The sequence below is a fragment of the Kyrpidia spormannii genome (genome assembly GCF_002804065.1).
In the GTDB taxonomy this organism is placed as follows: domain Bacteria; phylum Bacillota; class Bacilli; order Kyrpidiales; family Kyrpidiaceae; genus Kyrpidia; species Kyrpidia spormannii.
In genome coordinates, this window is the sequence record NZ_CP024955.1 from 1,370,188 (window position 1) to 1,393,540 (window position 23,353).

Consider the following 23,353-nt stretch of genomic DNA (forward strand, 5'->3'; position numbering starts at 1 on the left):
CAAAGAGCCCTGGACAGCGGTTGTACCGTTGACCGGGGCTTTTTTATAATGGTAAACGAACCGCCAGCGGTGGGAGGTGAAGCGGTTGATCTATCTAGACAACAGTGCGACCACGCGGCCGCTTCCGGAAGTGGTGGAGGCGGCAACGGCTGCACTGCGGGAGCAATACGGCAATCCTTCTTCGGCGCATCGCCTGGGGTTGGCGGCGGAGGACGTGATAGAGGACGCCCGGGCGGATGTGGCCCGGTTGCTCGGCGTCAAAGCGAAGGAGATCGTATTCACCTCCGGGGGCACCGAGGCGATTAACGCCGCCCTGGTGGGGACGGCCCTGGCACACCGGGGACGGGGCAAGCACATCGTGACCACGGCGGTGGAGCACGCCGCCGTTCTGGAAACCTGCGGTTTCCTGGAGCAGGTCGGTTTCGAGGTCACCCGGGTCCCTCCGGAACCAAACGGAGTGGTGGATGCCCGGGCGGTGCTTGGGGCGTTGCGGGAAGACACGATCCTGGTCTCGGTGATGCACGTCAACAACGAGACGGGAGCGATTCAGCCGGTACAGACCCTGGGCCAACAGCTCAAGCGCTTGCCCAAGGTCATTTTTCATATTGACGCGGTCCAGTCTTTTGGCAAATTGGCCGTACCTTTGACCGGAGTCGACTTGATCTCTCTCAGCGCCCATAAAATCCACGGTCCCAAAGGAGCAGGAGCGCTGTATATCCGGGAAGGCCTGAAATGCGAGCCGCTGCTTCACGGTGGGGGCCAAGAGGCGGGGCGGCGCTCGGGAACCCCGGGGGTGCCGGCTATCGCCGGAATGGGGGCGGCCTGCCGGTGGTGGCTGGCCCACGGTCGGGAAGCCGTCAGGCAGTTGTCGGAGCTTCACGCGGCTTTTATCGAGGTGTTGCGGCAAAAGGTGCCCGGACACAGGCTGAATTCACCCCCAGACGGGGCGCCTCATATCGTGAACCTGTCTTTCCCCGGCTTTAAAGGAGAAGTTTTGGTGCACGCTTTAGAGGAACGGGGGGTTTACGTGTCCACCGCTTCAGCCTGTTCCTCCAGATCGGCGAAGGGCAGTCACGTTCTCCGGGCGATGGGGGTGGCGCCGGAGGTGAACGAAGGGGCGCTGAGATTCAGTTTTAGCCCTTTCAACACTGTGGCCGAAGTGGAGGAGGCCGGGGTGGCCTTGGCCGAGGTGGTGAAAGAACTGCGGCCGATGATGCGGAGGTAGGCGGGATGTATCGATTATTGCTGGTGCGGGAAGGCGAGGCGGCGCTTAAGGGAAAGAACCGGTCCTCTTTTGAGCGCCGTTTGTTGGACAATATAACAATGGCTTTGCGGCCCTTCACGGAGGCGCGAGTGTACCGGTCGGACGGGAGGGTGTTGGTGGACGTGGGAGGACATCCCTGGGAAGAGATCGCCCAGGCCGTATCCCGGGTTTTCGGAGTGGTCTCCCTCAGTCCGGTGCGGGTGGCGGGGCACGACCTAGAGGACATCGAAAACGCCGCCGTGGACCTGATGGAGCAGGTGGTGAAAAAGGCTGAAGCCGGTGGGGGCAGCGCGAATCAACCGTTGACATTCAAAGTGGAGGCCAGGAGGGCGTTCAAAGGCTATCCCTTGACCTCGCCGGACATTAGCCGCCGGCTGGGAGGCGCGGTGCTTGCCCGGGTTCCCGGGTTGCGGGTGGATGTCCACGAGCCCCAGGTGGAACTGGCTGTGGAGGTTCGGCCGGAGGAGGTGTACCTGTTTGCCGAGAGGATTCCCGGGCCGGGGGGACTCCCGGTGGGGGTGAGCGGACGGGCGATGCTCCTGTTGTCCGGGGGGATCGACAGCCCGGTGGCGGGCTGGATGACGATGAAACGGGGCGTTCAGGTGGAGGCGGTCCATTTTGATAGTTATCCTTTCACCAGTGAACGGTCCCGGAGAAAGGTGGAGCAGCTGGCTGACATCCTGGGGCCTTTTGAGGGCGGGATGACCTTGCATGTGGTTCATTTTACCGACGTTCAAAAGGCCATCCGGATGCACTGCCCCGAACCCTTCTACGTGACGATCATGCGGCGGATGATGGTGCGGATCGCCGAGCGCATTGCCACCCGGCGACGGGCTTTGGCCTTGGTGACCGGGGAAAGCCTCGGCCAGGTGGCGAGCCAGACCCTGGAGAGCATGGTGGCGATCAACGAAGTCGCGACCCTTCCCATTCTGCGGCCGCTGGTGGCCTGGGATAAAGTGGAGATCATCCGCCTCGCCCGCAGCATCGGGACATACGAGACCTCGATTCAACCGTACGAGGATTGTTGCACGATTTTTACGCCGCGAAACCCGAGCACCCGGCCCCGGTTGGACCAGGTTCACCGGGCGGAGGAGAAGCTCGACGTCGAAGCGTTGACGCGCGATGCGGCAGATCGCGTAGAGTCAGCAACCTTTGGGAGGAACTGGTCGCCGGCGGGCTCCATGAACGGGGCATACTAGAGTTGACCCACCATCAAAAGGAGGGGTCTTCATGGGAGCAGCAAGGCGATGGATGCGCACCCTGTCCACGGTGCTGGGGATCATCGGCGGGATCATGACTGTCCGCTCGGCCTTACTGCGCCGGCGGCAAAATCCGGCCCAGGCGTGGATCGGACGCCTGAGGCGGCGGGTCATGTAGAGGTTCGGGGGATTGCGAGGGCGGGTCGGCAGACCCGCCTTCTTTGTGAGGTGCGAGGTTTAAGAATTCGGAAGGAGGGGTATACCGGGGATAGATGACGGAATATGGGGGATTCTGCATGAAAACGATGCGACAGGATGCCTGGACGGCGGAAGACGATACCCGCCTGGCGGAAATCGTGCTGCGGCACATCCGGGAAGGGAGTACTCAACTCGCCGCCTTTGAAGAAGCGGCGGAACTGTTAAATCGGACGGCGGCGGCTTGTGGATACCGCTGGAATGCCTGTATACGAAAACATTGTCAGCCGGCGATCGACGTGGCGAAAAGGCAGCGCAAAGCCCGGGGGGTTCCGTGGCGCCGGGGGGCGGATTGGGAACGGGCCCGGGAAGGGAGTGAAGCCCAGCCTTCTTTATCGTGGGGGGGCGTCATTCGTTTTCTGCGCCAGTATAAGCAAGAGTACCAGGGGCTGTACGTCCGGGTGAAACAGTTGGAGCGGGACCTTGAGCGCGCCCGGGAGGAATTGGCCGTCTTGCGGGAAGAGCGGGAAGAGTTGGCAGAAACCTGCGAGCGCTGGAAACAGCGGTACGAAAGTTTGTCCGACGATTACCGGACGATACTTGGCATCATGGACCGGGCGGAGCGAAATGTCCGGGCGACAGAAGTGTGTCTGCGCCGGGTGGTGGGGGAGACGGAATCGTCCGATTGACACCGGCATGAGTCGGCCTGAATCCTTGCTCTTGGGCAATGCAGACATCTTATTGTATACTGGAGCCCAGGAGAACAAGACCGGGAGGGGGGCCGTCATGCAAGAGATTCGTCCATTCTCGAAGCTCCTCGTCGCCAACCGCGGAGAGATCGCCATCCGCGTCCTTCGGGCGGCGACGGAGCTTGGCATTCATACGGTCGCGATTTATTCCAAGGAAGACAGCCTGGCACTGCATCGCTATAAGGCGGACGAGGCCTACCTCATCGGGGAAGGCAAGGGGCCCGTGGAGGCATACCTCGACATCGAAGGCATCATCGCCTTGGCGAAGCGGTTAGAGGTCGACGCCATCCACCCGGGTTATGGATTTTTAGCCGAGAATGCTCATTTCGCCGCTCGTTGCGAAAAAGAGGGCATTGCGTTTATCGGGCCGCGGCCTCAGCATCTGGAAGCTTTCGGGGATAAGGTGACGGCCCGCCAGATGGCGGTGGACGCGGGACTGCCGGTGATTCCCGGCACCCCGGAACCTGTGCGCCAACTCCAGGACGCCCTGCGATTCGCCCGGGAGCACGGCTTTCCTTTGATTGTGAAGGCTGCTGCCGGGGGCGGCGGCCGGGGCATGCGGGTGGTGCGCCACAAGGAAGATCTGGAAGAGGCCCTGAGCCTGGCCCGTTCAGAAGCGGAAAAGTCTTTCGGGGACGGCACGGTGTATCTTGAAAAATTCCTGGAGCACCCGAAACACATCGAGGTGCAGATCCTGGGGGACCGGCACGGCAATCTGGTGCACTTATTCGAGCGGGACTGCTCGATCCAGCGCCGTCACCAAAAGGTGGTGGAAATCGCCCCGGCCCTGACGTTGACCGAGCCCCAGCGCCAGGCGATTTGCGACGCGGCCCTCCGGCTGATGCGCCGGGCGGGATACGTCGGCGCCGGAACGGTGGAATTCCTGGTGGCCCCGGACGGGTCGTTCTATTTTATCGAAGTGAATCCGAGGATCCAGGTGGAGCACACGATCACCGAACTGATCACCGGCGTGGATTTGGTGCAGGCCCAAATCCTCGTCGCCCAAGGGTACCGCTTAGATGACCCGGCCATCGGCATCCGGAGTCAGGAGTCGATCCACCGCCGGGGCTATGCGATCCAATGCCGGGTGACCACTGAAGATCCGGACAATCATTTTGTCCCCGATACGGGCAAAATCCTCGCGTACCGCAGTGCGGCGGGGTTCGGGATCCGCCTGGACAGCGGCAACGGCTACGCCGGGGCGGTGATTCAACCATACTACGATTCCCTGCTGGTCAAAATCTCCGCTTGGGCCCTGACGTTCGAAAGCGCGGCCCACAAGATGCTGCGTTCCCTTCGGGAGTTTCGCATCCGGGGGGTCAAGACGAACATCCCCTTTCTCGAAAATGTCGTCCAGCATCCGGATTTTCTCGCCGGGCGGTGCGATACCTCGTTCATCGACGGACATCCGGAGCTGTTCCGGACGGCAAAAAAGCGGGACAGGGGGACCAAATTACTGCAGTTTATCGGGCGGACCACGGTGAACGGCCACCCCGGCATCAAAAAACCTGAGAAAAAACCGCGGTTTCGGCAGGCTTTGGTTCCGGATTTTCCCGATGTGGCCCCAAGTGAAGCCAAGGGGATCCTGGACCGGGAGGGGCCCGAGGCCCTGGCGCGCTGGGTGATGGAGCAAAAGCCCCTTTTGGTGACCGACACGACGTTCCGTGATGCCCATCAGTCCCTTTTGGCGACCCGGGTGCGGACCCAGGATTTGCTCCGGGTGGCGGAGGCGACGGCTAAGGGGCTTCCCCAGCTTTTTTCGTGGGAGATGTGGGGCGGCGCCACCTTCGATGTGGCGATGCGATTCTTGAAGGAGTGCCCTTGGGAGCGCCTTGCCCGGATGCGGGAGGCGGCTCCGAACGTTCTTTTTCAGATGCTCTTTCGCGGTGCCAACGCCGTGGGATACACAAACTATCCTGACAACGTAATCACCGCCTTTGTGCGGGAGGCTGCCCGATCGGGAATCGACGTGTTCCGGATTTTTGACAGCCTGAACTGGCTGCCCGGGATGGAGTTGGCGATCGATGCGGTGCGTCGGGAGGGGAAGGTGGCCGAGGCGGCGCTGTGTTATACCGGGGATATCCTCGATCCGAAACGGGACAAGTATACGCTGAAGTATTATGTAAACCTAGCGAAAAACCTTGAGCGGGCCGGGGCGAATATACTGGGGATCAAAGACATGGCCGGGCTGCTCAAACCTTATGCCGCAGAAGTCTTGATCCGGGCGCTAAAGGAAGAGATCGGCATACCGATTCACCTTCATACCCACGATACGAGCGGCAATGGCGTGGCCATGCTCCTGAAGGCCGCAGAGGCCGGGGTGGATATTGTGGATACGGCGATCAACAGCGTGAGCGGTCTGACCTCTCAACCCAGTATGGGGGCGGTGGTGGCGGCCCTGCGTTTTCAGGAGCGGGACACGGGCATCGATCTCGGGGCGGTGGACCGCTTAAGCCACTACTGGGAAGTGGTGCGGTGCTATTATGAGCCCTTTGAGAGCGGGCTTCGGGCGCCTTCCACAGATGTCTATTATCATGAAATGCCCGGTGGACAGTTTACGAATCTCCGCCAGCAGGCCGAAGCGGTGGGGCTTGGCACCCGTTGGGATGAGGTGGTGCGGGCGTACCGGGCGGTGAACGATATGTTCGGGGATATCGTCAAGGTGACCCCCTCGTCCAAAGTGGTGGGGGATCTTGCCCTGTTTATGGTTCAAAATGGCTGGTCCCCGGAGGATGTGATCACCCGAGGGGAGACGGTGGATTTTCCCCAGTCGGTGGTGGAGTTTTTCCGGGGGTACATCGGCCAACCGCCGGGAGGTTTTCCGCCGGAGCTCCAGAAGGTGGTTCTCAAAGGCAAGGAACCGATCACCTGCCGGCCGGGGGAGCTCTTGGAACCTTTTGATTTTGCGGCGGCGAGGCGGCATCTGGAGGAGAAGTTTGGACGGGCCTTTTCGGATCGGGACCTGCTGTCTTATGCGCTGTATCCCCAGGTGTTTGAGGAGTTTGTGAGGCACAGGGAGGAATTCGGAGATGTGTCGGTACTGGACACCCCGACATTCTTCTACGGTCTGCGCCTGGGGGAGGAGATCACCGTCGATATCGAGCCGGGGAAGACGCTGATGGTGCAGCTGACCTCGGTAGGGGAACTTCGGCCGGACGGCACGCGGGTGGTTTATTTTGAACTCAACGGCACGCCCCGGGAAGTGACGGTGCGGGACGAAAGTGCCCAAGTGCTCGTCCAAGAGCGGCGGAAGGCCAACCCCGCGGTGCCCGGGGAGATCGGGGCCACGATGCCCGGCAAAGTGAGCAAAATCATGGTAGAACCCGGGGATGAGGTCCGGCGGGGCGAGCTCCTCATGGTGACCGAGGCGATGAAGATGGAAACGGCGCTCCAAGCTCCTTTTGACGGAGTGGTGAGGGAGGTGCTGGTGAAGGAATTGGATTCTGTGGAGGCGGGGGATTTGCTGCTGGTGATGGAGAAGGTGGCCGGGCAGTAAGAGCGGAGGCTGGCGGTCTCGGTGCGGCGGGGCGATCTTCACGTGGTGAGCAGGAACGATGGAGCCGGCCGGGGGGAGGAGGCGCCCCCGCGCGAACCGCCGGGCGGCGACACGGCCGACGGATGGCTCTGTGGATCAAAAACCGGCGCGCGGCCCAAGTTCATCGGGACAGATGTCGGTGGTAGTGGCCCCTGAATATCCTGGTTAGCGGACGCAAACCTAGGGGAAAGGGGCTGCGTGGGGTTGTTTGCGAGCACCTTTGATTTGGATTGGGACCTGTTGTGGCAGGATGGCTTTAAGAAAGTGAAAGAAGTGCACGACGACGATCTCGATCGGATGGAGCGGTACCTGCGGGTGTTGGACCGGATGCACGAGATGATGATGCGCCGGGAGCAGCTTTTGATGATGATGCATTATCGCCAGGTCATGATCCGTTATAACGAGATGGCGATCACGCACATGATGCACGGCCACCATCCGTATCATCACAAGGCGATGGCCATCGCCCAGGCGCATCATCATTATTGATGTAGGGGCCATGGGGTAAGGCGAAAATTGACTAAAAGGGACCGGGTTTGCGGGGTCAAGTTCGGGGCCCGCCTATTTTTTATAAAAAATAGGTGGGCCCTTTCGTTTTTTAACCAGTTTTAAAGTTGGTTTCTTAATAATCTGGCCGAGCCTTGGTCCCTTCCCAGAAAGGAGGCCGAGCAGGCCTTGGCATACAGCCGGTCCGCCGACGTGGGATGCGGATCAACTGGACATGGGGTATCTCGACCATCCGGGAACGACAGATGAAGGTCGGGCGGTCCGGGTTCGGCGGCCGGGCCAGTCTAGGGCGAGGAATGGAGAGAAACGAAAAGTATGGGTTTTGACAACCGAATACAGATAGGCCCAGGGAGAAGGGGGCGATACCCGTCCGTTCACAGGCGAGCAGGTGGGTGGTTGCTCAGTCGCCGGGGCGCTTTGGCCGGTACAGCCCGCATCGGCCGCCAGTCTGGGTCAAGTGGCGCTCGCTGCGGGGGGCAATCATTCGTTGGTCGTCACGTCGGACGGCACGGTGTGGAGTTGGGAGAATAACGGCCACGGCCAACTGGGGGATGGAACGACCCAACGTCGCGAAACCCCCGGCCCGGCGGGCACGATGTCAGGGTTTAGGCAGATCTCGGCCGGAGACGGCCACACTCTGGCGTTGACCCAAGGGGGTGCAGTTGTCGCCTGGGGTTGGAACGCCTTTGGTCAGCTCGGCAACGGCGGATCGGCCGATTCGTCGACGCCTGTTGCAGTACAGGGGCTGGCCACCGATTCCACGATTCAAGCCGTGGCGGCGGGCGCGTACCACAGTCTAGCTCTCACGTCAGATGGCCGGGTGTTCGCGTGGGGGGCAAACTCATATGGTCAGCTTGGAGATGGGACGACCAACAGCGCTTTGTCGGCTGTTCAGGTTCAGGGGTTGACCACGGCCTCGACCGTGGCGGTCGCTGTGGCAGCGGGTGGCAATCACAGCCTGGCGCTGACGAACGATGGCCGGGTGTTTGCTTGGGGGAAGAATTCCTCGGGTCAGCTCGGGGATGGGTCTACGACTTCGTCGGACTTCCCGGTTCAGGTCGAGGGGCGGCGTTTTTCTCGCTGCCGAGGAGAAAGTTTATCTCCGCCCATCTGTACCGGTTCGATTGTCCCGGGCCGGTGATCGACTTAAGGGCGAGGGACGCGGAGCGAGATTGAGGGGTCTGGGAAGAAAAATGACGAAATCTTATGATCAGTGACGCGCAGGAGGCTCTCAGAGAAGTTTTCGGCCTCGGTCGGCTTGTTTGCTGTATCAGTTCATCAATTTTCGGCGGATTTCCTCCGCTTCTTGCTCTGACAGGCCCGTGATGTCTATCACATCCGACAGCGAAGCGCCTTTGCGGAACATCTTTTCGGCCACTTGAACAGCCTTTAGATGTTCGCCTTCCTGACGGCCTTCTTCGTAAAGTTCCTCTACGATCTTGGACACCTTTCTTAGCTCCTTTCGCAAATGAGTCCGTTGTTGATCGTTCAGCGATTGGTCTCCAAGTGCCAGAATGGCGCTCACGACCAGATCCCGTTCGGTCTCGTCCGGCACTGCAGGCACAAGTTCCAAAACCCGCTCAAACGCTGTAGAAACACTTCGCACGTTCATATTGAGCGCCAAGGCCAGCCGCAACCGGTCACCTGGCTCCCATTGCCCGATTCGTAGATGTTCTTCGACTTCTTTCAGCGCCGCATCACCGTTTAAATCTGACAGGAAGACGTTTTCGACCCGGTACATTGCCGTTCCAATGTCCAGCTCGCTTGGAGCGCTCTGGATATTAGCATGATACAATACCACCGTTCGAACCTGCGCGAAATGCTGACGCGCCAACCGGGCATCGTATTCCAAAAAGCGATGCAACGTCGGTTCTCGCGTGCTCTGGAATTCCAAGTGGAACACTCGTCCGTCTCGCATCCGCCACGCCTTGTCGATCCGCAGTGTATTCGACGGCAACTCCGTAGGCAAGGGCTCGGCTAACTCTACACCGTGTACGCCCAATGCCTGCAATTGGAAATCGGCTGTTTTTCAACCGATCTCTCTTGCAATGGTCTGTAACCTCGAAATCCGCTCATCCATGTCAGGGTGCGTAGCAAATAGCCGCTCCCACCAGTGCCGGCGAATAACGGGGTCCAAAGCAAACAGCGAGGCGGCGGCAGTCGACCGGTTGGTGATGTATGGGGTGTAGCGGATTTTACTCAGCGCATTGATGAGTGGCTGCGCACGGCCCATGAGCACCACTGCCTGCCCATCGGCAAGGAACTCACGCCGGCGCATACTGGCTCGGACACCGATTTGAATCAGGATCACAGCGACTACGCCCACGATTATGGCTAGAACCGCCGTGATGAAACCAATCATGGCACTCTCTTGCGCCTGTCGGCTACGGCGCCGTCCTTCGGTCAATGCGACGCCCACTCCGACAAGGAATAACGTGATCGATACCCATTCAATCAGGCCAACGATGGCTATCCACCAAGCCGTAAACAGCGGATCTTGCATCCTGAGATGCGATACCTCGTGGGCCAACACTGCCTGCAACTCGTCGTCGCTCAGCCGATCAAGGATTCCTTTTGTGACACCGACATACTGGTGACCTCTAAGCACGCCGGCAGCGTAGGCGTTGCAGGCCTCCGCGGGGATAATGAACACCTTCGGCATGGGAATGTCCGCTGCTGAACACAGTGGCTCCAGCAAGCGAAGCACTCGACGCTCATCTTCAACCCACTGGCCGCGTTGTGCTCTTGCGATCAGTCCCACATGCCAGCCAGAGAAGACGATGGCATACACGATGGCTCCAACGACAATCACGGTCATGGTGATAACCCAATCCTTTGGGTCTTGCAACTTCTCGCCGATAACAAACCCAGCAAGAATGACGACGCCCCACAGCAACGCGAACCAGAACCATTTCCATTTGCGAGCCCGCGTGACACGTTCTTGAAGGGCAGTAAAAGTCTCCATAATCCCACCCCAAAAGTTAGTTATTTTATCTATACTTTTCAATGAAATAGTCGTCATTTCAACATATGGAGGGGAATTTTTCTGTAGATATGGCAAATCATACGAATGCAATTAGCGCTATGGGCGGCACGGTATTTGGATTCATCCTGTCTGTGGCGTGAACGCAGACGAATGAAAGTCAAGATCGTAAACGACAAATGTTTCTTCGCCAAACCCACTTTAAGGTTATTTCCTGGTACGACTATTGGGTCCATGTCCACGGCCCATTCGTATCCCCTCCTCCACGTACTGCCGCGCACACCTCCCGCATCGTGAGCCCTTCTTCCGGGGCGGAACCCATAGCTGGCCTCCGAAAATTGCGGGTCAAAGATCGGCGTCAGCACTTGCAGGAGCGCCTGCTGGATCAGGCGGCCCATCACGGTGAGGATCCCCAGCATCCGCTTGCCTCCCCCGGGTTTCGGGATTTCGACCCGGCGCACGGGCTGCGGTCGGTAGGTCCCCGCATTTCCAGTAAATCATGTGCGTGTGCGAGCTTAAATGTTATCCGGCAGAAGCGCCATGACCTGGCTCCCGTTGTGCCAAATGGAGACCGTCCTGCAGTGGACAGCAGACCGGGCCTCCGGATTGTCCAAGATGCCGTTGGAAGTCCACCGTATCCACTCTGTGCCGCATTCGATTCATCCCAAGGATTTATGCCGACGGGTGTCCGGTCCGGCAGTGCATTTTTGCGAATATAGCTGAAAAATCCGGCTCTGGAGTGTCCACTCTTTCTTGGAGAATAGGAATAACTTGGATAAATTTTTAATTGGTTTTAAGGTTCAGTTCTTATAATCATATGCGCGCTTGTACCTAACGGCAAGGGGGCAGTGCGGAGGATGGTATAAAGCCTTTCGGCCACGGCCTCCGTGGCTCCGGTAAAGGCCGCAGGTGTGACAGCGTGAAGCGAAACGGGGGACCTGATGGATCGAGACCCCCTGAGGGTGGTGATTCGACGGGTGCAGCTTAACTCGGGAAACAGCGGACAGGGGGAATGCGGATGAAAGGGTGGACAGCGAGGATTCACCGGATGGCCGTAATCGGTTTGATCGGGCTGATGGTGAGTGCCGCGGGGTGGCAGCCGGGGACGGTGCGGGCCGGCAACGGGCCGGCGGGTATGGACGGAGACGGAAGCCAAACAAATCCGTACGTGGTCACGAACAGGGATCAATTGGATGCCCTGCGGAACATGACCACGACTCCCGGAACATTTTTTGTGCTGGGGCAGGATATTGATCTCGGCGGCAACGAATGGGAGCCGATTCCTTCGTTTGGCGGGCATTTAGACGGACAAGGGCACACGATCACGGGTTTGACGATCACGTCCACTACGGCGGCCACCGTCGGCCTGATCGGGACCCTGGACAGCGGAGGGGAGATCAGAAACCTCACCCTGGACAATGTACAGATCACAACCGGTGACGGGCAGTTTTATGTGGGAGCCTTGGTGGGGAAAAATCGCGGCACCGTACGGAACGGCCGGGTGGCGGGGACCTTGACTGTGAATGCAGGAAATGGCTCTATCGGTGGTCTGGCCGGCTTGAACGGCGATCGCAGAACCGATGACGTCGGATCCATTGTGGACAGCTCGGCTTTGGTCAGCATTACGGCCACCGCGACCAACGCCACCATCTGCGGACTTGTGGGAACAAACACGGAGGGTTCTACGATTCAAGACAGCCACGCCGAACGGCCGGTGACGGTTAACGGTGCAGGAAACTTGATCGGCGGGCTGGTGGGGAACAATGTCGGCTCCGTGTCCGGCAGTTATGCGACGGGGAACGTTCATCTTGAGGACGTGGTGAACAATGATGGTCTATCTTCGTATGTAGGCGGCTTGGTCGGAGAGAATCAGGGTTCTGTTCAAGACAGTTACGCAACGGGAAATGTGTCCGGAAAGGGCGGTTCCCGAGCGAATTACGGCGGGTTGGTCGGGTACAACCTTAACGGCGCGATTGTCCGCAGTCATGGCGCAGGAGGGGTGGGCGTCGCCGATGTGCCAAATGCCTTGGTCGGAGGGCTTGTCGGGTTCAATGACACAGGAGAAATGGCTCCGAATCCGGCGATCATCGAGTACAGCTACTCAAAAGGTCAAGTTGAGGTATCATCCAGTGACAATGCTGGAGTCGGAGGACTGGTGGGGAATAATCGAGGGTCTGTGAAAATCAGCTATGCGATGGGAAATGTCGTCGTAGGGTCCGGTGATAGGTCCTCCGTGGGCGGTTTGGTGGGAATTCATGACTCTCCCGGCACCATAGAAAACAGCTATGCGGAGGGTGCTGTGCAAGGGGGAGGCTCAAATTTTGATGTCGGAGGTCTGATAGGGGATAATTGGGCAGGCATGGTGAACAGTTATGCATTTGGGAAAGTGACGACGGAGCCAAGTGCAAGTGTCGGGTGCGTAGGAGGGCTGATCGGATACAACGAAGGAGTAGGCACCGCCGACGGTTGCTACTGGGACGTGGACCCGTCAGGGCAAAAGGATGGATTCGGGACAAACGATAACAATGCCAACCCACCGGTGGTGACCGGAAAATCCACCTCCGAAATGAAGCAACAAAGCACCTTTGAAGGGTGGGATTTTACCTATATCTGGGGCATCGATCCGGGCAACAGTCGGCCGTTTCTCTTGGCCCTGTTCTCAGGAGGACTGGCGTTTGAACCGCCCCAGTATGAGATGAATGTAGGGGCGAGCCGGGATGCGGTATTGTCCGCGCAGTATTCGGACGGGAATCGTTGGCATGTCACCACTTGGGCGACGGTCGTGTCTTCGGATCCCGGCGTGGCCGATGTGGCAAAAGTGGAGCCGGTATGGAAAGTGACCGGGAATCAGGCCGGGACGGCAACGTTGACGGCATCATTCCCGAATTTGGCCGATGTCCCCAATTTGCCCAAGGCGACGGCGACGGTGACGGTCGTTTCGCCGTCTTCCGGAGGAGGCGGCGGAGGGGGCGGCGGAGGTTCCGGTCCTGTTCTGCTTCGCCTGGTGGCAGTGCCCGAGTCCCTGGACCTGAACGTCGGGCAGACCGGGGCCGTCCAAGTGTACGCCGAGTACGCGGGAGGCTGGAAACAGGACGTGACGGGGCTGGCGACCTATCAGAGTTCCGATTCTGCGGTGGCGGAGGTGGACGGCCGGGGCCGGGTGACGGGCAAGAGCCCGGGAACGGCTGAGATCGGGGTGTCCTATCAGGGACAGACGGTCCGGGTGAAGGTGACCGTAAAGGACGTGACGCCTCCGGGTCCGGATTTCACCGATATCAAGGGCCACTGGGCGGAGGCCCTGATCCGGGAGGCGGCCCGGGGATGGGTGACCGGATTTCCCGACGGCACCTTTCGGCCCGACCAGCCGGTGACCCGGGGCGAATTTGCCGTCATGGCCATGAAAGCCTTCGGGTGGGCGCCCACGGAAGGACCGTCATTGCCGTATCTGGACCGGGACGGGATTCCTGACTGGGCCCGGGATGCGGTGGCGGCCGGGACGGTCCTCGGGGTCCTCAAAGGGTACGACGATGGATATTTTCGACCCGATCGGCTGATCAGCCGGGCGGAACTTGGGGTGATCATCGCCAAAGCGGCGGGGTTGCCGGTGATGGCCGGCGCCCACACCACCTTTGCCGATGACAGCGCCATTCCCGAGTGGGCTCGGAGGTTTGTGGCGGTGGCCCAAGAGGCCGGACTGTTGGTCGGGAGGGGTGACAACCAGTTTGAGCCGGAAGGTTTGACCACCCGGGCCGAGACGGTGGCGGTGCTCCTCAAAGCCGCGGCCGGTCAAAATTCTGGCGGCGGAACGGCGTCTGCGCCATCCGTTGCTGAATAGCATCCCAATTCTATAAGCTGGGGTTCGGGCGACAGAGGTGTCACCCGGCCCCGGCTTTTTGTTTTCGACGGGATTCGACTTTCTATGGTTGACCGACGGTTGGGGATTCCGTATAATAAATGGGTAAGTATCCTACCCATCGGTAAGCCCGAGGCCACCCCGGGGATGGGCAGGGGTTGAGGGGATGAGGGAATATGGGCGATGCAGCGTGCCCAATTGAGCGCACTCTTCAGGTCATCGGCAAGAAATGGATGGTCTTGATTATTCGGGAGTTGTTTCGGGGGAAGCGCCGGTTTGCGGAGATCGGGCGAAACTTGCAGATCACGGACAAGGTGTTGTCCGAGCGGCTGAAAGAGCTGGAAGAACATGGAATTGTCGAGCGAACGGTTTATCCGGACGCTTCTCCACCCCGGGTGGAGTACACCCTGACGGAGAAGGGGCGGTCATTGAATATTGTCCTTGAGTCGATGATGGAATGGGGCTCTAAGTACGCATAAGTCCGTCGGGCCGGCCGATACTAGGGGCAAAATGCCCCGAGGAAAGGTGGACGACGGATGCCCAGGCGAGAGGAAAAACGCACAGAATCGGGCGATCAAAAGCGGCGGGAAGGTGCAGTGACAGCGGGAGGAGAAGAGGAATACCACGCCTACCCCGGGAAACCCATGCCCTGGACCACGGGGTTTTTGACCGGTTTGTTTGGCCCCTACGGTGGAGGCTTCGGCTTTTGGGCGCTGCTCGGGGTGTTGGCGGCGGTGGCGGTATGGGTGGTCGTCGCGCTGTTCAGTCGCTAGAACCGGCCGCTTTGGTCTGCCCCGAACGGGTGGATACCAGTGAAGAAGGACAAAGAGCACATTATCTTTGATCTGGATGATACCTTGGTGCACTGTAATGTGCACTTTCTTCGTGTCCGCAGGAATTTTGTAGAGCAAATGCTGAGTTGGTTCGGGCGGGGCGGGGTGACGGGCCGGGAGATTTGGGCGACACAGTCCCGGATCGATCTGGAGCAGGTGGAGAAGGGCGGCTTGCAGAAAGATCATTTTCCCCAGTCCTTGGTGGAAACCTACCGCATATTTTGTAAGCGGTTCGGGCGCAAAGCGGAGCCCGAGGAGGAACGGTCTTTGCTCGCCCTGGGTTACCGGGTCTACGAGTCGCCGGTCATTCTCTACCCCTATGCCCGGGAAAGCCTCGAGGAGTTGCGGGATCGGGGACATGTCCTATATCTTTATACCGGCGGGGATCCCGAGGTTCAGCTCCGGAAACTGGAACAGTCCGGGCTGAGCCGATTTTTCGATCCGGAGAGGCGGTTTGTCACTCCCTTTAAAGACCGCGTCCGATTGGGCGAGCTGCTCCATCAGTTTGACCTTCCCGCCGGAGGCGCGTGGATGGTGGGGAACTCTTTGCGAAGCGATATTCTGCCGGCCCTGGAGCTGGGTTTGACGGCGATTCACGTGCCGGAAGAGCAACCCTGGGAGTTCGACCACGCGGTGATCCCGGAGTCGTACTATTCGCGGTTGCATCACGTATCCGGGTTGCGGGAGGTCCCCGCCGTCATCATTGGAGAGAGAGGTGTGGCCGGATGACCGAACAGAGGCATCTGCGCAATGTGGCCATCGTGGCCCACGTGGATCACGGCAAGACGACCCTGGTGGACCAGATGCTGCGGCAATCCGGCTCGTTTCGCGAAGGGGCCCGGGTAGAAGAACGGGTCATGGATCAGGGAGAATTGGAGCGGGAGCGGGGCATCACCATTCTCGCCAAAAACACCTCCATTCGCTACGGGGAGTACGTGATCAACATCGTCGACACCCCGGGACACGCGGATTTTAGCGGCGAGGTGGAGCGGATTATCCGCATGGTGGACGGCGTGCTTTTGGTGGTGGACGCTTTTGAAGGGGTGATGCCCCAGACCAAATTCGTCCTGCGCAAAGCCTTGGCGGCCGGGTTGGCGCCCATCGTGGTGTTGAACAAGATGGATCGCCCCCAGGCACGGCCCGAGGAGGTCCTGGAGCAGGTGTACGATCTGTTTCTGACCCTTGAGGCCTCGGATGAACAATTGGATTTTCCCGTCCTCTACGCCTCGGCCGTGCAAGGAACGGCCACCTTGGACCCGGCGGTTCCGGGCAAGGACCTGGGGCCACTCTTTGAAGCGATCATCCATCGGATTCCGGCCCCCGGGGGAGATCCTTCCGGTCCCCTGCAGTTTCAGGTCACCCGGCTGGATTATGATGAGTACCTGGGGCGCATCGGCGTGGGCCGGATCTACCGGGGGACGCTGACTTCAGGACAGAGGCTGGCGCTGGTTTCTCCCGGGACGGAACCCCGCTCGGTCCGGGTGCAAAAATTGTACGGCTTTGTCGGCCTCTCCCGGGTGGAGTTGGAGAACGCCGGGACCGGTGATCTCGTGGGGGTGGCGGGGATCCCGGATATCACCGTCGGTGAAACCCTGGCCGACCCCGATCAGCCGGAGCCCCTGCCGGCTATTGAGGTGGAGGAGCCCACGATCGAGATGACGTTTCTCATTAACGACAGCCCCTTCGCCGGCCGGGAAGGGACCTTTGTGACCTCCCGCCAGCTGCGGGAGCGGCTCTACCGGGAGACCGAGCGGGACGTGAGCTTGCGGGTGGAAGACACGGACAGTCCGGACGCCTGGCGGGTGGCCGGGAGGGGCGAGCTGCACTTATCGATTCTGATCGAGACGATGCGCCGGGAAGGGTACGAGCTTCAGGTGTCCAGGCCCCGGGTGATCCTGAAAGAGCGGGATGGCCGGGTCTACGAACCTTACGAGTGGTTGACCGTGGATGTACCCGAGGAGTTTGTGGGCGTGGTCATGGAACAGATCGGCGCGCGCAAGGGTGAACTCCAAAATATGGAACCGACCGGCCAAGGGACGAGCCGATTGGAATTCATCGTTCCCACCCGGGGGTTGATCGGCTACCGCAGCCGCTTTCTCACTGAAACCCGGGGGAACGGGGTGATGCACCACCGGTTCTACGATTACCGCCCCCGGGAGGAGGGGCTCCCCGGCCGCAGTCAAGGGGTGTTGATCGCCGCGGTGGAGGGGACAGCCACCGCCTATGGCATTGAGTCCGTCCAGGACCGGGGCGTCATGTTTATCGAGCCCGGCGTCGAGGTGTACGAGGGCATGATCGTCGGCGAGCATTCCCGGGAACAGGATATCACTGTCAACGTGTGCAAGGCGAAACACGTCACCAATATGCGGGCTTCAACAAAAGAAGAAGGCATCCGGCTGAAGACGCCGCGCAAAATGTCCTTAGAAGCCGCCCTGGAGTATCTGGCCGACGACGAGTACTGCGAAATCACCCCGAAAGCGGTGCGGCTCCGGAAGCGGATTTTGTCGAAATCCGAGCGGGAGCGGGCAAACCGGGGGAAGGCGGGGGCCCGGACCTAGGCTCCCGCCCTTCTTTTTATTTCTGCGCATCAAAATTCGCGCATATTGCCCCACATGTGGTATACTGTGGAGTAAAGATCGGGTTAAGGCCGCTCCACACCGGATGACGGGGCCTGTTTCCGCCAGGGGGGATTCCGGTGGATCAAGAATTCGTCTATCCGTTGACCATGAAAGATGGCAAGGTGTTCGATGCCTTGGGGCAGGATGTCACAGAACAGTACCAGCGGGTCAAGCAAGCGGAGGCTGCGGAGCGGATGTTGCGTGCCTTGGAGATCCTGCAGCAGAAAAAAGCCGAGGGGACTCCGACCCAGCACCTTCTTTACGTGGACACCGCTTTTCGATACTGCGCGGTGGTGGAGACTTTTGCGGGGGATGATTTGTCAGAACGACTCAATCTTGCGTACGCCGAGCGCGTTCACGAAGATGACAAAGGTCGGCTGTTTTTGGACAAAGTGAACCGGGCCCTGTACCCGATCGAAAGCCTGGCGGAACTGTACCGCATGGCCCGATCGGGCATGTTTTCCACGGCGGTGGCGGAAGCGATTTGGGACAATCGCGAAGCGGCTTTTTATCTAATTCGGGATTTGTGGGATCCGGCCGTATAATTGTCGCGAAAAGACTTGCTTTTCAAAGGGCAAAGGGGATACACTGGTCGTGTAGGCAATCGATCTTACCGGGAGGTGTTGAGTGGATGATAACGCTGACCCAGGAAGCGGCCGGGAAGCTCAAGGAGCTCATTGCCGACAAAGGGCGCGAGGATCTGGCGGTTCGGGTGTTCATCAAAGCCGGGGGCTGCAGCGGTTTCAGCTACGGCATGGCCCTGGATGAGCCGAAGAATGAGGACAATGTCGTGGAGTCCGAAGGTGTCCGGGTGGTGATCGACCCGATGAGCGCTCCGTACCTCACCGGGGCGGAGATCGATTACGTGGATACCCTCACCGGGGCGGGGTTTAAGATTCACAACCCCAACGCGGTCTCCACCTGCGGATGCGGTCATTCGTTCCGTACGGCGGACGGGGCCGATGAGCCCGGTTGTTGCGATCATTGAGCGACCTGAAGGGTTTTCCATGATCCCGTCACCCGCGGCGAGAACCGCGGGTTTTTTATGTCCGCAGGGGGCTACTGATCCTGGGTTTTCAGCTCAAGGGCCTTCAAGGGTATTGTCCACCGTTCGGCCGAAGGGTTTGCCCCGTGATCCAGTCGCTGTCCGGCCGGGAGAGAAACAAAACCGCCCGAGCCACGTCCTGGGGGGTGCCGAGGCGTCCGATCGGGATCTGATCGGCGATCTGGGCGCGCTCTTCGGGAGAAAAGGGGCCCAGCATGCCCGTATCCACAGGCCCCGGGGAGACGGCGTTGACCGTTACCCCCGTTCGGGCCACTTCTTTGGCCAGGGCCCGGGTGAAGGCGATGAGCCCGCCCTTGGCAGCGGAGTACGCCACTTCCCCCGCCCCTCCCGTTTCCCCCCAGATCGAGGCGATGTTGATGATCCGCCCGTATCCCCGGCGGATCATGGCTGGGAGAGCCGCCCGGCAGGTGGCGTAGACCGCCTTTAGGTTCAGGGCGAGGAGGTGGTCCCATTCTTCCTCTTCGGTGTCGATGAGGAGCTTGTACGCAGTGTTACCCGCCGCGTTGACCAGAATGCGGAGAGGGCCCAGGGAGTCGGCGGCCCGGCGGACGAGATCCCGGGCTTCGTCACTACGGGTGAGATCCGCTTCGAGGACGACGGCTTCCACTCCGGATGCCCGGCAAGCGGAGGCGGTGAGAAGGGCGGCCTCCAGACGACGGTGGTAATGCAGGGCCACATGGGCCCCGGCATCGGCGAGCTCCTTGGCGATGGCTGCGCCGATGTTCCCGGATGCCCCGGTGATCAATGCCACGTGATCGGCCAGTGGCCGCCCGGTGGATGCTGCCATCGATTTCACCCCGGTTCCTCTGTCATTGTTTCGACAATAAGCGTATACCCGAAGGCGTAAAAGGGCAAGCCCTGGGGGGCGACAGAACAGACGCTGCGGAACCTGAACGAGCGATCGGTCAGCGACAGGATTTTGCCCCGATGTGTCGAAAATGGTAAATGGGTAGGAGCGCCTTTATGGAGCGAACATGGAGAGGTGAGGTGACGAGAGAGTGGGGACACAACCTCAGCGGGTGCAAATCGTGGAAGTCGGCCCGAGAGACGGGCTGCAAAATGAGCCGGATGTGGTTCCGACGGACGTGAAGGTGGCGTGGATCGACCGACTCAGCGAGACCGGACTAAAGCGCATCGAAGTAACATCTTTCGTCAACCCGCGCTGGATTCCGGCTTTGGCGGATGCCGAAGAGGTGATGCGGCGGATTCGGCGAGCAGAGGGGGTGCAGTACAGTGCCCTGGTTCCCAATGTGAAGGGACTGGAGCGGGCCGCAGCCATCGGGGTGGAGGCCGTGGCGGTGTTCATGTCCGCCAGTGAGACCCATAACCGAAAGAATATCAACAAGTCAATCGCCGACACGTACCCGGTGCTGGCCGAGGCGGTTCAAGAGGCGAAGGCCGGAGGAATGTTTGTCCGGGGTTACGTTTCCACGGCCTTTGGGTGCCCCTTTGAAGGCAGGGTACCCGTGGAACAGGTTCGAGAGGTCTCCCTGCGTCTCTTGGAGATGGGAATCGACGAGCTATCGGTGGGAGATACCATCGGCGTGGCGACGCCGGCGGATGTTCATCGATTGGTGGACCTCCTGTTAAAAGACGTGTCGATCGACCGGTTGGCGCTGCATTTTCACGATACGTATGGCATGGCCATTGCGAATATTTATGCGGCCATGGAGCACGGGGTCTACATTTTCGATGCCTCCTTAGGCGGGCTGGGCGGCTGTCCATACGCCCCCGGGGCCACGGGGAACGTGGCCACCGAGGACGTCCTGTACCTCATGCGAGGGTGCGGGGTGGAGACCGGGGTTTCCTTTGAAGCGGCTCTGGGAGCGGCGGAATTTATCGAAGGTGCCTTGGGCCGGACCTTGCCCGCCCATAACCTCCGGGCCCGGCGGGGCGCTTCGTGCAGTAACGATCACGCCGATTTGCACCAATGTTCACGGTAAAGGGGGACGTCCGATTCATGAGTGGGTACGAAGACATTCGAAACAAGATCCTGGGGGGCGGCGAGGAAAAGTATCATGAGAAACTTCGCCGGGACGGGAAATTGTTCGTGCGTGACCGATTGCGTCTGCTGTTGGACGATGATATTTCTTTTGAAGAGGGGTTGTTTGCCAATTGCCAGGCGGAGGGGTTGCCGGCGGACGGGGTGGTGACGGGAGTCGGCCGCATCCACGGGCGCACAGTCTGCTTTATGGCCAATGATTCCACGGTGAAGGCCGGGTCCTGGGGAGCCCGGACGGTGGAAAAGATCCTGCGGATCCAGGAACTCGCCGAGAAAATGCGCGTCCCCCTGTTGTATCTCGTGGATTCGGCGGGCGCCCGGATCACCGATCAGGTGGAGATGTTCCCGGGCCGCCGGGGGGCCGGGCGGATTTTTTACCATCAAGTGCGCCTTTCCGGGGTGATCCCCCAGATCTGTTTGTTGTTTGGCCCTTCCGCGGCTGGAGGCGCCTATATTCCAGCTTTCTGCGACCTGGTGATTATGGTGGAGGGAAACGCCAGCATGTATCTTGGCTCCCCCCGGATGGCGGAGATGGTGATCGGGGAGAAGGTAACTTTGGAGGAGATGGGCGGCGCCCGGATGCACTGCTCGGTGAGCGGCTGTGGGGATGTGTTGGCCAAGGATGAACAAGAGGCGATCGCCGCAGCCCGGGAGTACTTGAGATTCATGCCGAACAACTGGCAGGAGAAGCCGTCCCGGGCTGAACGCCGGCCCCCTAAAGCCAGCGAGCGCCCTCTTTCGGCGATTATCCCCGAGAATCAAAATGTGCCTTTTAACATGTACGATGTCATCGATCGCCTGGTGGACGAAGGATCATTCTTTGAAATCAAGCGCCTCTTCGCCCAGGAGTTGATCACGGGGCTCGCCCGGATCGACGGACGGCCGGTGGGGATCGTCGCCAATCAACCCCGGGTCAAGGGCGGGGTTCTGTTTGTGGACTCCGCGGACAAAGCGGCCCGGTTTGTCATGCTTTGCGACGCTTTTTCCATTCCCCTTCTGTTTTTGGCGGACGTGCCGGGTTTCATGATTGGGACGAAAGTTGAACGCCAAGGGATTATTCGGCACGGCGCCAAAATGATCGCCGCCGTTTCCGAGGCCACGGTGCCAAAGATTTCGGTGATCGTCCGCAAAGCCTACGGAGCCGGGCTTTATGCCATGGCGGGTCCGGCCTTTGAACCCGATGCCTGCATTGCTCTCCCCGGGGCGCAAATCGCAGTGATGGGACCCGAGGCGGCGGTGAACGCCGTGTACAGTAACAAGATCCAGTCTCTGCCCGAGGCAGAAAGACCCGGTTTTATCGAGGAGAAGCGGGAAGAGTACCGCCGGGATATCGACATCTACCGCTTGGCTGGGGAGCTCGTGGTGGATGAGATCGTGGAGCCGGATCGACTGCGGGAGGAACTCATCAAGAGATTCGCGGCCTATGAAACGAAGGAGTTGACCTTTGCTCGGCGCAAACACGCGGTCTACCCGGTTTAACAGAGCGATCCCAGAATGAGCGCCGACCGCCTTGGGCATCCTAGCCTCAGCAGATGGAGGGGGGCCGGGAGCATATGTGGCGGCAGGCGCGAAATCCGTCTTGGATATGGTTGGCAGTTGCCGGGGCGGTGCTGTTGGCGAGCCCCCAAGGGCGAAAGGCGGTGGCTCGCTGGGCCCGAACGGCGGCGGAGTGGTTGGAAGGGATGGAACACGGCGGTAAGACCCGGGGCCTTGGTGGGTCGCAGCATTCCCGGGGCGAAAAGGGGCACTCATCCCGGGAGTCCGAATTGCAGTCCGGGCCGCCGAAGGCGGATCAAGGGAGCCGACTGAATCCCGGGGCCCGGGGTGTAGAGAGGCGCGGGCTTTCGAAAGAATCCAAGTTCGAACAGACCCGCGGTGATGGAGAACGGGCCACGGGGAGCCGGGATGCGGAAACCGCCGAAGGTCAGGTCGTCTGGTGGGTGACGAAGCCCGCCGGCACCGGAGATGAAAGGGAATCATGACGAGGAAAAAAAGGACTACATGGAATCCTGCCGATTCGGGCAGGATTTTTTTGCTGCCGAGGAGAATATGAAGAGTGTGGTGGAAAGTGGGGGTAAGTGGGGAGTTAGGGGGAAGGGTGGTGAGCGACCTTGTTCATCGGGGAGTTCAGTCATACCGTGGATGACAAAGGTCGGCTCACCATGCCCGCCAAATTTCGGGAAGGCCTCGGTCCGGGTTTTATTCTAACCCGGGGGTTGGACCGCTGCCTTTTCGCTTACCCGCGAAAAGAATGGGAGAGCGTCGAAGCAAAGTTGAAGACCCTACCTGTGGCCCGACCAGAGGCTCGGGCGTTCATGCGATTTTTCTTTTCTGGGGCGACGGAGTGCGAATTTGATCGACAGGGGCGGATTCTGATTCCCGGGTCCCTTCGCGAGTATGCGTCCCTGGAGAAGGATTGCGTGATTATCGGGGTTTCTAGCCGGGTGGAAGTGTGGGCCAAGGAGGCGTGGGATGCGTATTTTGACAAGGCCCAGGAATCTTTTGCCGGCATAGCGGAAAGCCTGGCAGAGCTGGGATTTTAAGATCGG

Annotated in this window: 21 protein-coding genes and 1 pseudogene; 18 read left to right on the forward strand and 4 right to left on the reverse strand. The window is 60.0% G+C overall.

What is annotated here, in order from left to right:
• Positions 1-76 precede the first annotated feature (76 nt).
• The 7 genes from CVV65_RS06975 to CVV65_RS07000 all read left to right on the forward strand — a co-directional run bounded on the left by CVV65_RS06975 (position 77) and on the right by CVV65_RS07000 (position 8,590).
• A complete protein-coding gene (locus tag CVV65_RS06975) occupies positions 77-1,225 on the forward strand; it encodes a cysteine desulfurase family protein (protein WP_100667515.1) in 1,149 nt (382 codons plus the stop codon).
• A gap of 5 nt (positions 1,226-1,230) precedes the next feature.
• Positions 1,231-2,463: a tRNA uracil 4-sulfurtransferase ThiI gene (thiI, locus tag CVV65_RS06980; protein ID WP_100667516.1), complete on the forward strand. Its 1,233-nt coding sequence runs from the start codon at positions 1,231-1,233 to the stop codon at positions 2,461-2,463.
• Positions 2,464-2,494: 31 nt separating this feature from the next.
• Entirely contained in the window at positions 2,495-2,641 is a 147-nt protein-coding gene (locus CVV65_RS16755) for a hypothetical protein (RefSeq protein WP_157935421.1), read from the forward strand.
• Positions 2,642-2,759: 118 nt separating this feature from the next.
• A complete protein-coding gene (locus CVV65_RS06985; RefSeq protein WP_157935422.1) occupies positions 2,760-3,347 on the forward strand; it encodes an RsfA family transcriptional regulator in 588 nt (195 codons plus the stop codon).
• A 97-nt stretch (positions 3,348-3,444) separates the two neighbouring features.
• Positions 3,445-6,903, forward strand: a complete 3,459-nt coding sequence (locus CVV65_RS06990) for a pyruvate carboxylase (RefSeq protein WP_100667518.1) — start codon at positions 3,445-3,447, stop codon at positions 6,901-6,903.
• 237 nt (positions 6,904-7,140) lie between these two features.
• Entirely contained in the window at positions 7,141-7,431 is a 291-nt protein-coding gene (locus tag CVV65_RS06995) for a hypothetical protein (RefSeq protein ID WP_133121247.1), read from the forward strand.
• A 406-nt stretch (positions 7,432-7,837) separates the two neighbouring features.
• Positions 7,838-8,590 carry an RCC1 domain-containing protein gene (locus CVV65_RS07000; protein WP_100667520.1) on the forward strand — a complete coding sequence of 251 codons (753 nt, stop codon included), beginning with the start codon at positions 7,838-7,840 and terminating at the stop codon, positions 8,588-8,590.
• Positions 8,591-8,719: 129 nt separating this feature from the next.
• Here the strand turns inward: CVV65_RS07000 and CVV65_RS07005 are convergent, their stop codons facing one another.
• The 3 genes and pseudogenes from CVV65_RS07005 to CVV65_RS07015 all read right to left on the reverse strand — a co-directional run.
• Complete coding sequence (locus CVV65_RS07005; protein WP_232059648.1) at positions 8,720-9,352, reverse strand: RpnC/YadD family protein; 633 nt, start codon at positions 9,350-9,352, stop codon at positions 8,720-8,722.
• A 126-nt stretch (positions 9,353-9,478) separates the two neighbouring features.
• Positions 9,479-10,414 (reverse strand): M48 family metalloprotease, encoded by a 936-nt coding sequence (locus CVV65_RS07010; protein ID WP_157935423.1) that lies wholly within the window; start codon positions 10,412-10,414, stop codon positions 9,479-9,481.
• 248 nt (positions 10,415-10,662) lie between these two features.
• Positions 10,663-10,914 (reverse strand): annotated as a pseudogene (locus CVV65_RS07015) (reverse transcriptase domain-containing protein); the annotation flags it as partial.
• A 536-nt stretch (positions 10,915-11,450) separates the two neighbouring features.
• On the opposite strand from CVV65_RS07015, the gene CVV65_RS07020 reads away from it, so the two are divergent.
• The 7 genes from CVV65_RS07020 (at position 11,451) to erpA (ending at position 18,724) form a co-directional block, all read left to right on the forward strand.
• The gene (locus CVV65_RS07020) at positions 11,451-14,267 is read left to right on the forward strand and encodes an S-layer homology domain-containing protein (protein WP_198592161.1); all 2,817 of its coding nucleotides are present in this window, start codon (positions 11,451-11,453) and stop codon (positions 14,265-14,267) included.
• Positions 14,268-14,461: 194 nt separating this feature from the next.
• Positions 14,462-14,764, forward strand: coding sequence for a winged helix-turn-helix transcriptional regulator (locus CVV65_RS07025; RefSeq protein ID WP_013075862.1), 303 nt, complete (start codon positions 14,462-14,464; stop codon positions 14,762-14,764).
• Between the two features lie 57 nt (positions 14,765-14,821).
• Positions 14,822-15,058 carry a hypothetical protein gene (locus tag CVV65_RS07030; RefSeq protein ID WP_100667523.1) on the forward strand — a complete coding sequence of 79 codons (237 nt, stop codon included), beginning with the start codon at positions 14,822-14,824 and terminating at the stop codon, positions 15,056-15,058.
• A gap of 39 nt (positions 15,059-15,097) precedes the next feature.
• The gene (locus CVV65_RS07035) at positions 15,098-15,847 is read left to right on the forward strand and encodes an HAD family hydrolase (RefSeq protein WP_157935424.1); all 750 of its coding nucleotides are present in this window, start codon (positions 15,098-15,100) and stop codon (positions 15,845-15,847) included.
• Positions 15,844-17,676: a translational GTPase TypA gene (typA, locus tag CVV65_RS07040; protein WP_100667525.1), complete on the forward strand. Its 1,833-nt coding sequence runs from the start codon at positions 15,844-15,846 to the stop codon at positions 17,674-17,676. The genes CVV65_RS07035 and typA overlap by 4 nt, the downstream gene beginning before the upstream one ends.
• A 137-nt stretch (positions 17,677-17,813) precedes the next feature.
• Entirely contained in the window at positions 17,814-18,281 is a 468-nt protein-coding gene (locus CVV65_RS07045; protein ID WP_100667526.1) for a hypothetical protein, read from the forward strand.
• 86 nt (positions 18,282-18,367) lie between these two features.
• On the forward strand, positions 18,368-18,724 hold the full coding sequence (erpA, locus tag CVV65_RS07050) for an iron-sulfur cluster insertion protein ErpA (RefSeq protein WP_100667527.1): 357 nt from the start codon (positions 18,368-18,370) through the stop codon (positions 18,722-18,724).
• Between the two features lie 103 nt (positions 18,725-18,827).
• Here the strand turns inward: erpA and ymfI are convergent, their stop codons facing one another.
• Positions 18,828-19,589: an elongation factor P 5-aminopentanone reductase gene (ymfI, locus tag CVV65_RS07055; RefSeq protein ID WP_100669262.1), complete on the reverse strand. Its 762-nt coding sequence runs from the start codon at positions 19,587-19,589 to the stop codon at positions 18,828-18,830.
• Between the two features lie 211 nt (positions 19,590-19,800).
• Between ymfI and CVV65_RS07060 the strand changes: the two genes are divergently transcribed.
• From CVV65_RS07060 to mraZ, 4 genes are all read left to right on the forward strand, one after another.
• Entirely contained in the window at positions 19,801-20,745 is a 945-nt protein-coding gene (locus CVV65_RS07060) for a hydroxymethylglutaryl-CoA lyase (RefSeq protein WP_100667528.1), read from the forward strand.
• Positions 20,746-20,762: 17 nt separating this feature from the next.
• Positions 20,763-22,283 (forward strand): acyl-CoA carboxylase subunit beta, encoded by a 1,521-nt coding sequence (locus CVV65_RS07065; protein ID WP_198592162.1) that lies wholly within the window; start codon positions 20,763-20,765, stop codon positions 22,281-22,283.
• 74 nt (positions 22,284-22,357) lie between these two features.
• A complete protein-coding gene (locus CVV65_RS07070) occupies positions 22,358-22,786 on the forward strand; it encodes a hypothetical protein (protein ID WP_100667530.1) in 429 nt (142 codons plus the stop codon).
• 129 nt (positions 22,787-22,915) lie between these two features.
• A complete protein-coding gene (gene mraZ / locus CVV65_RS07075; protein ID WP_100667531.1) occupies positions 22,916-23,347 on the forward strand; it encodes a division/cell wall cluster transcriptional repressor MraZ in 432 nt (143 codons plus the stop codon).
• Positions 23,348-23,353: the final 6 nt, after the last annotated feature.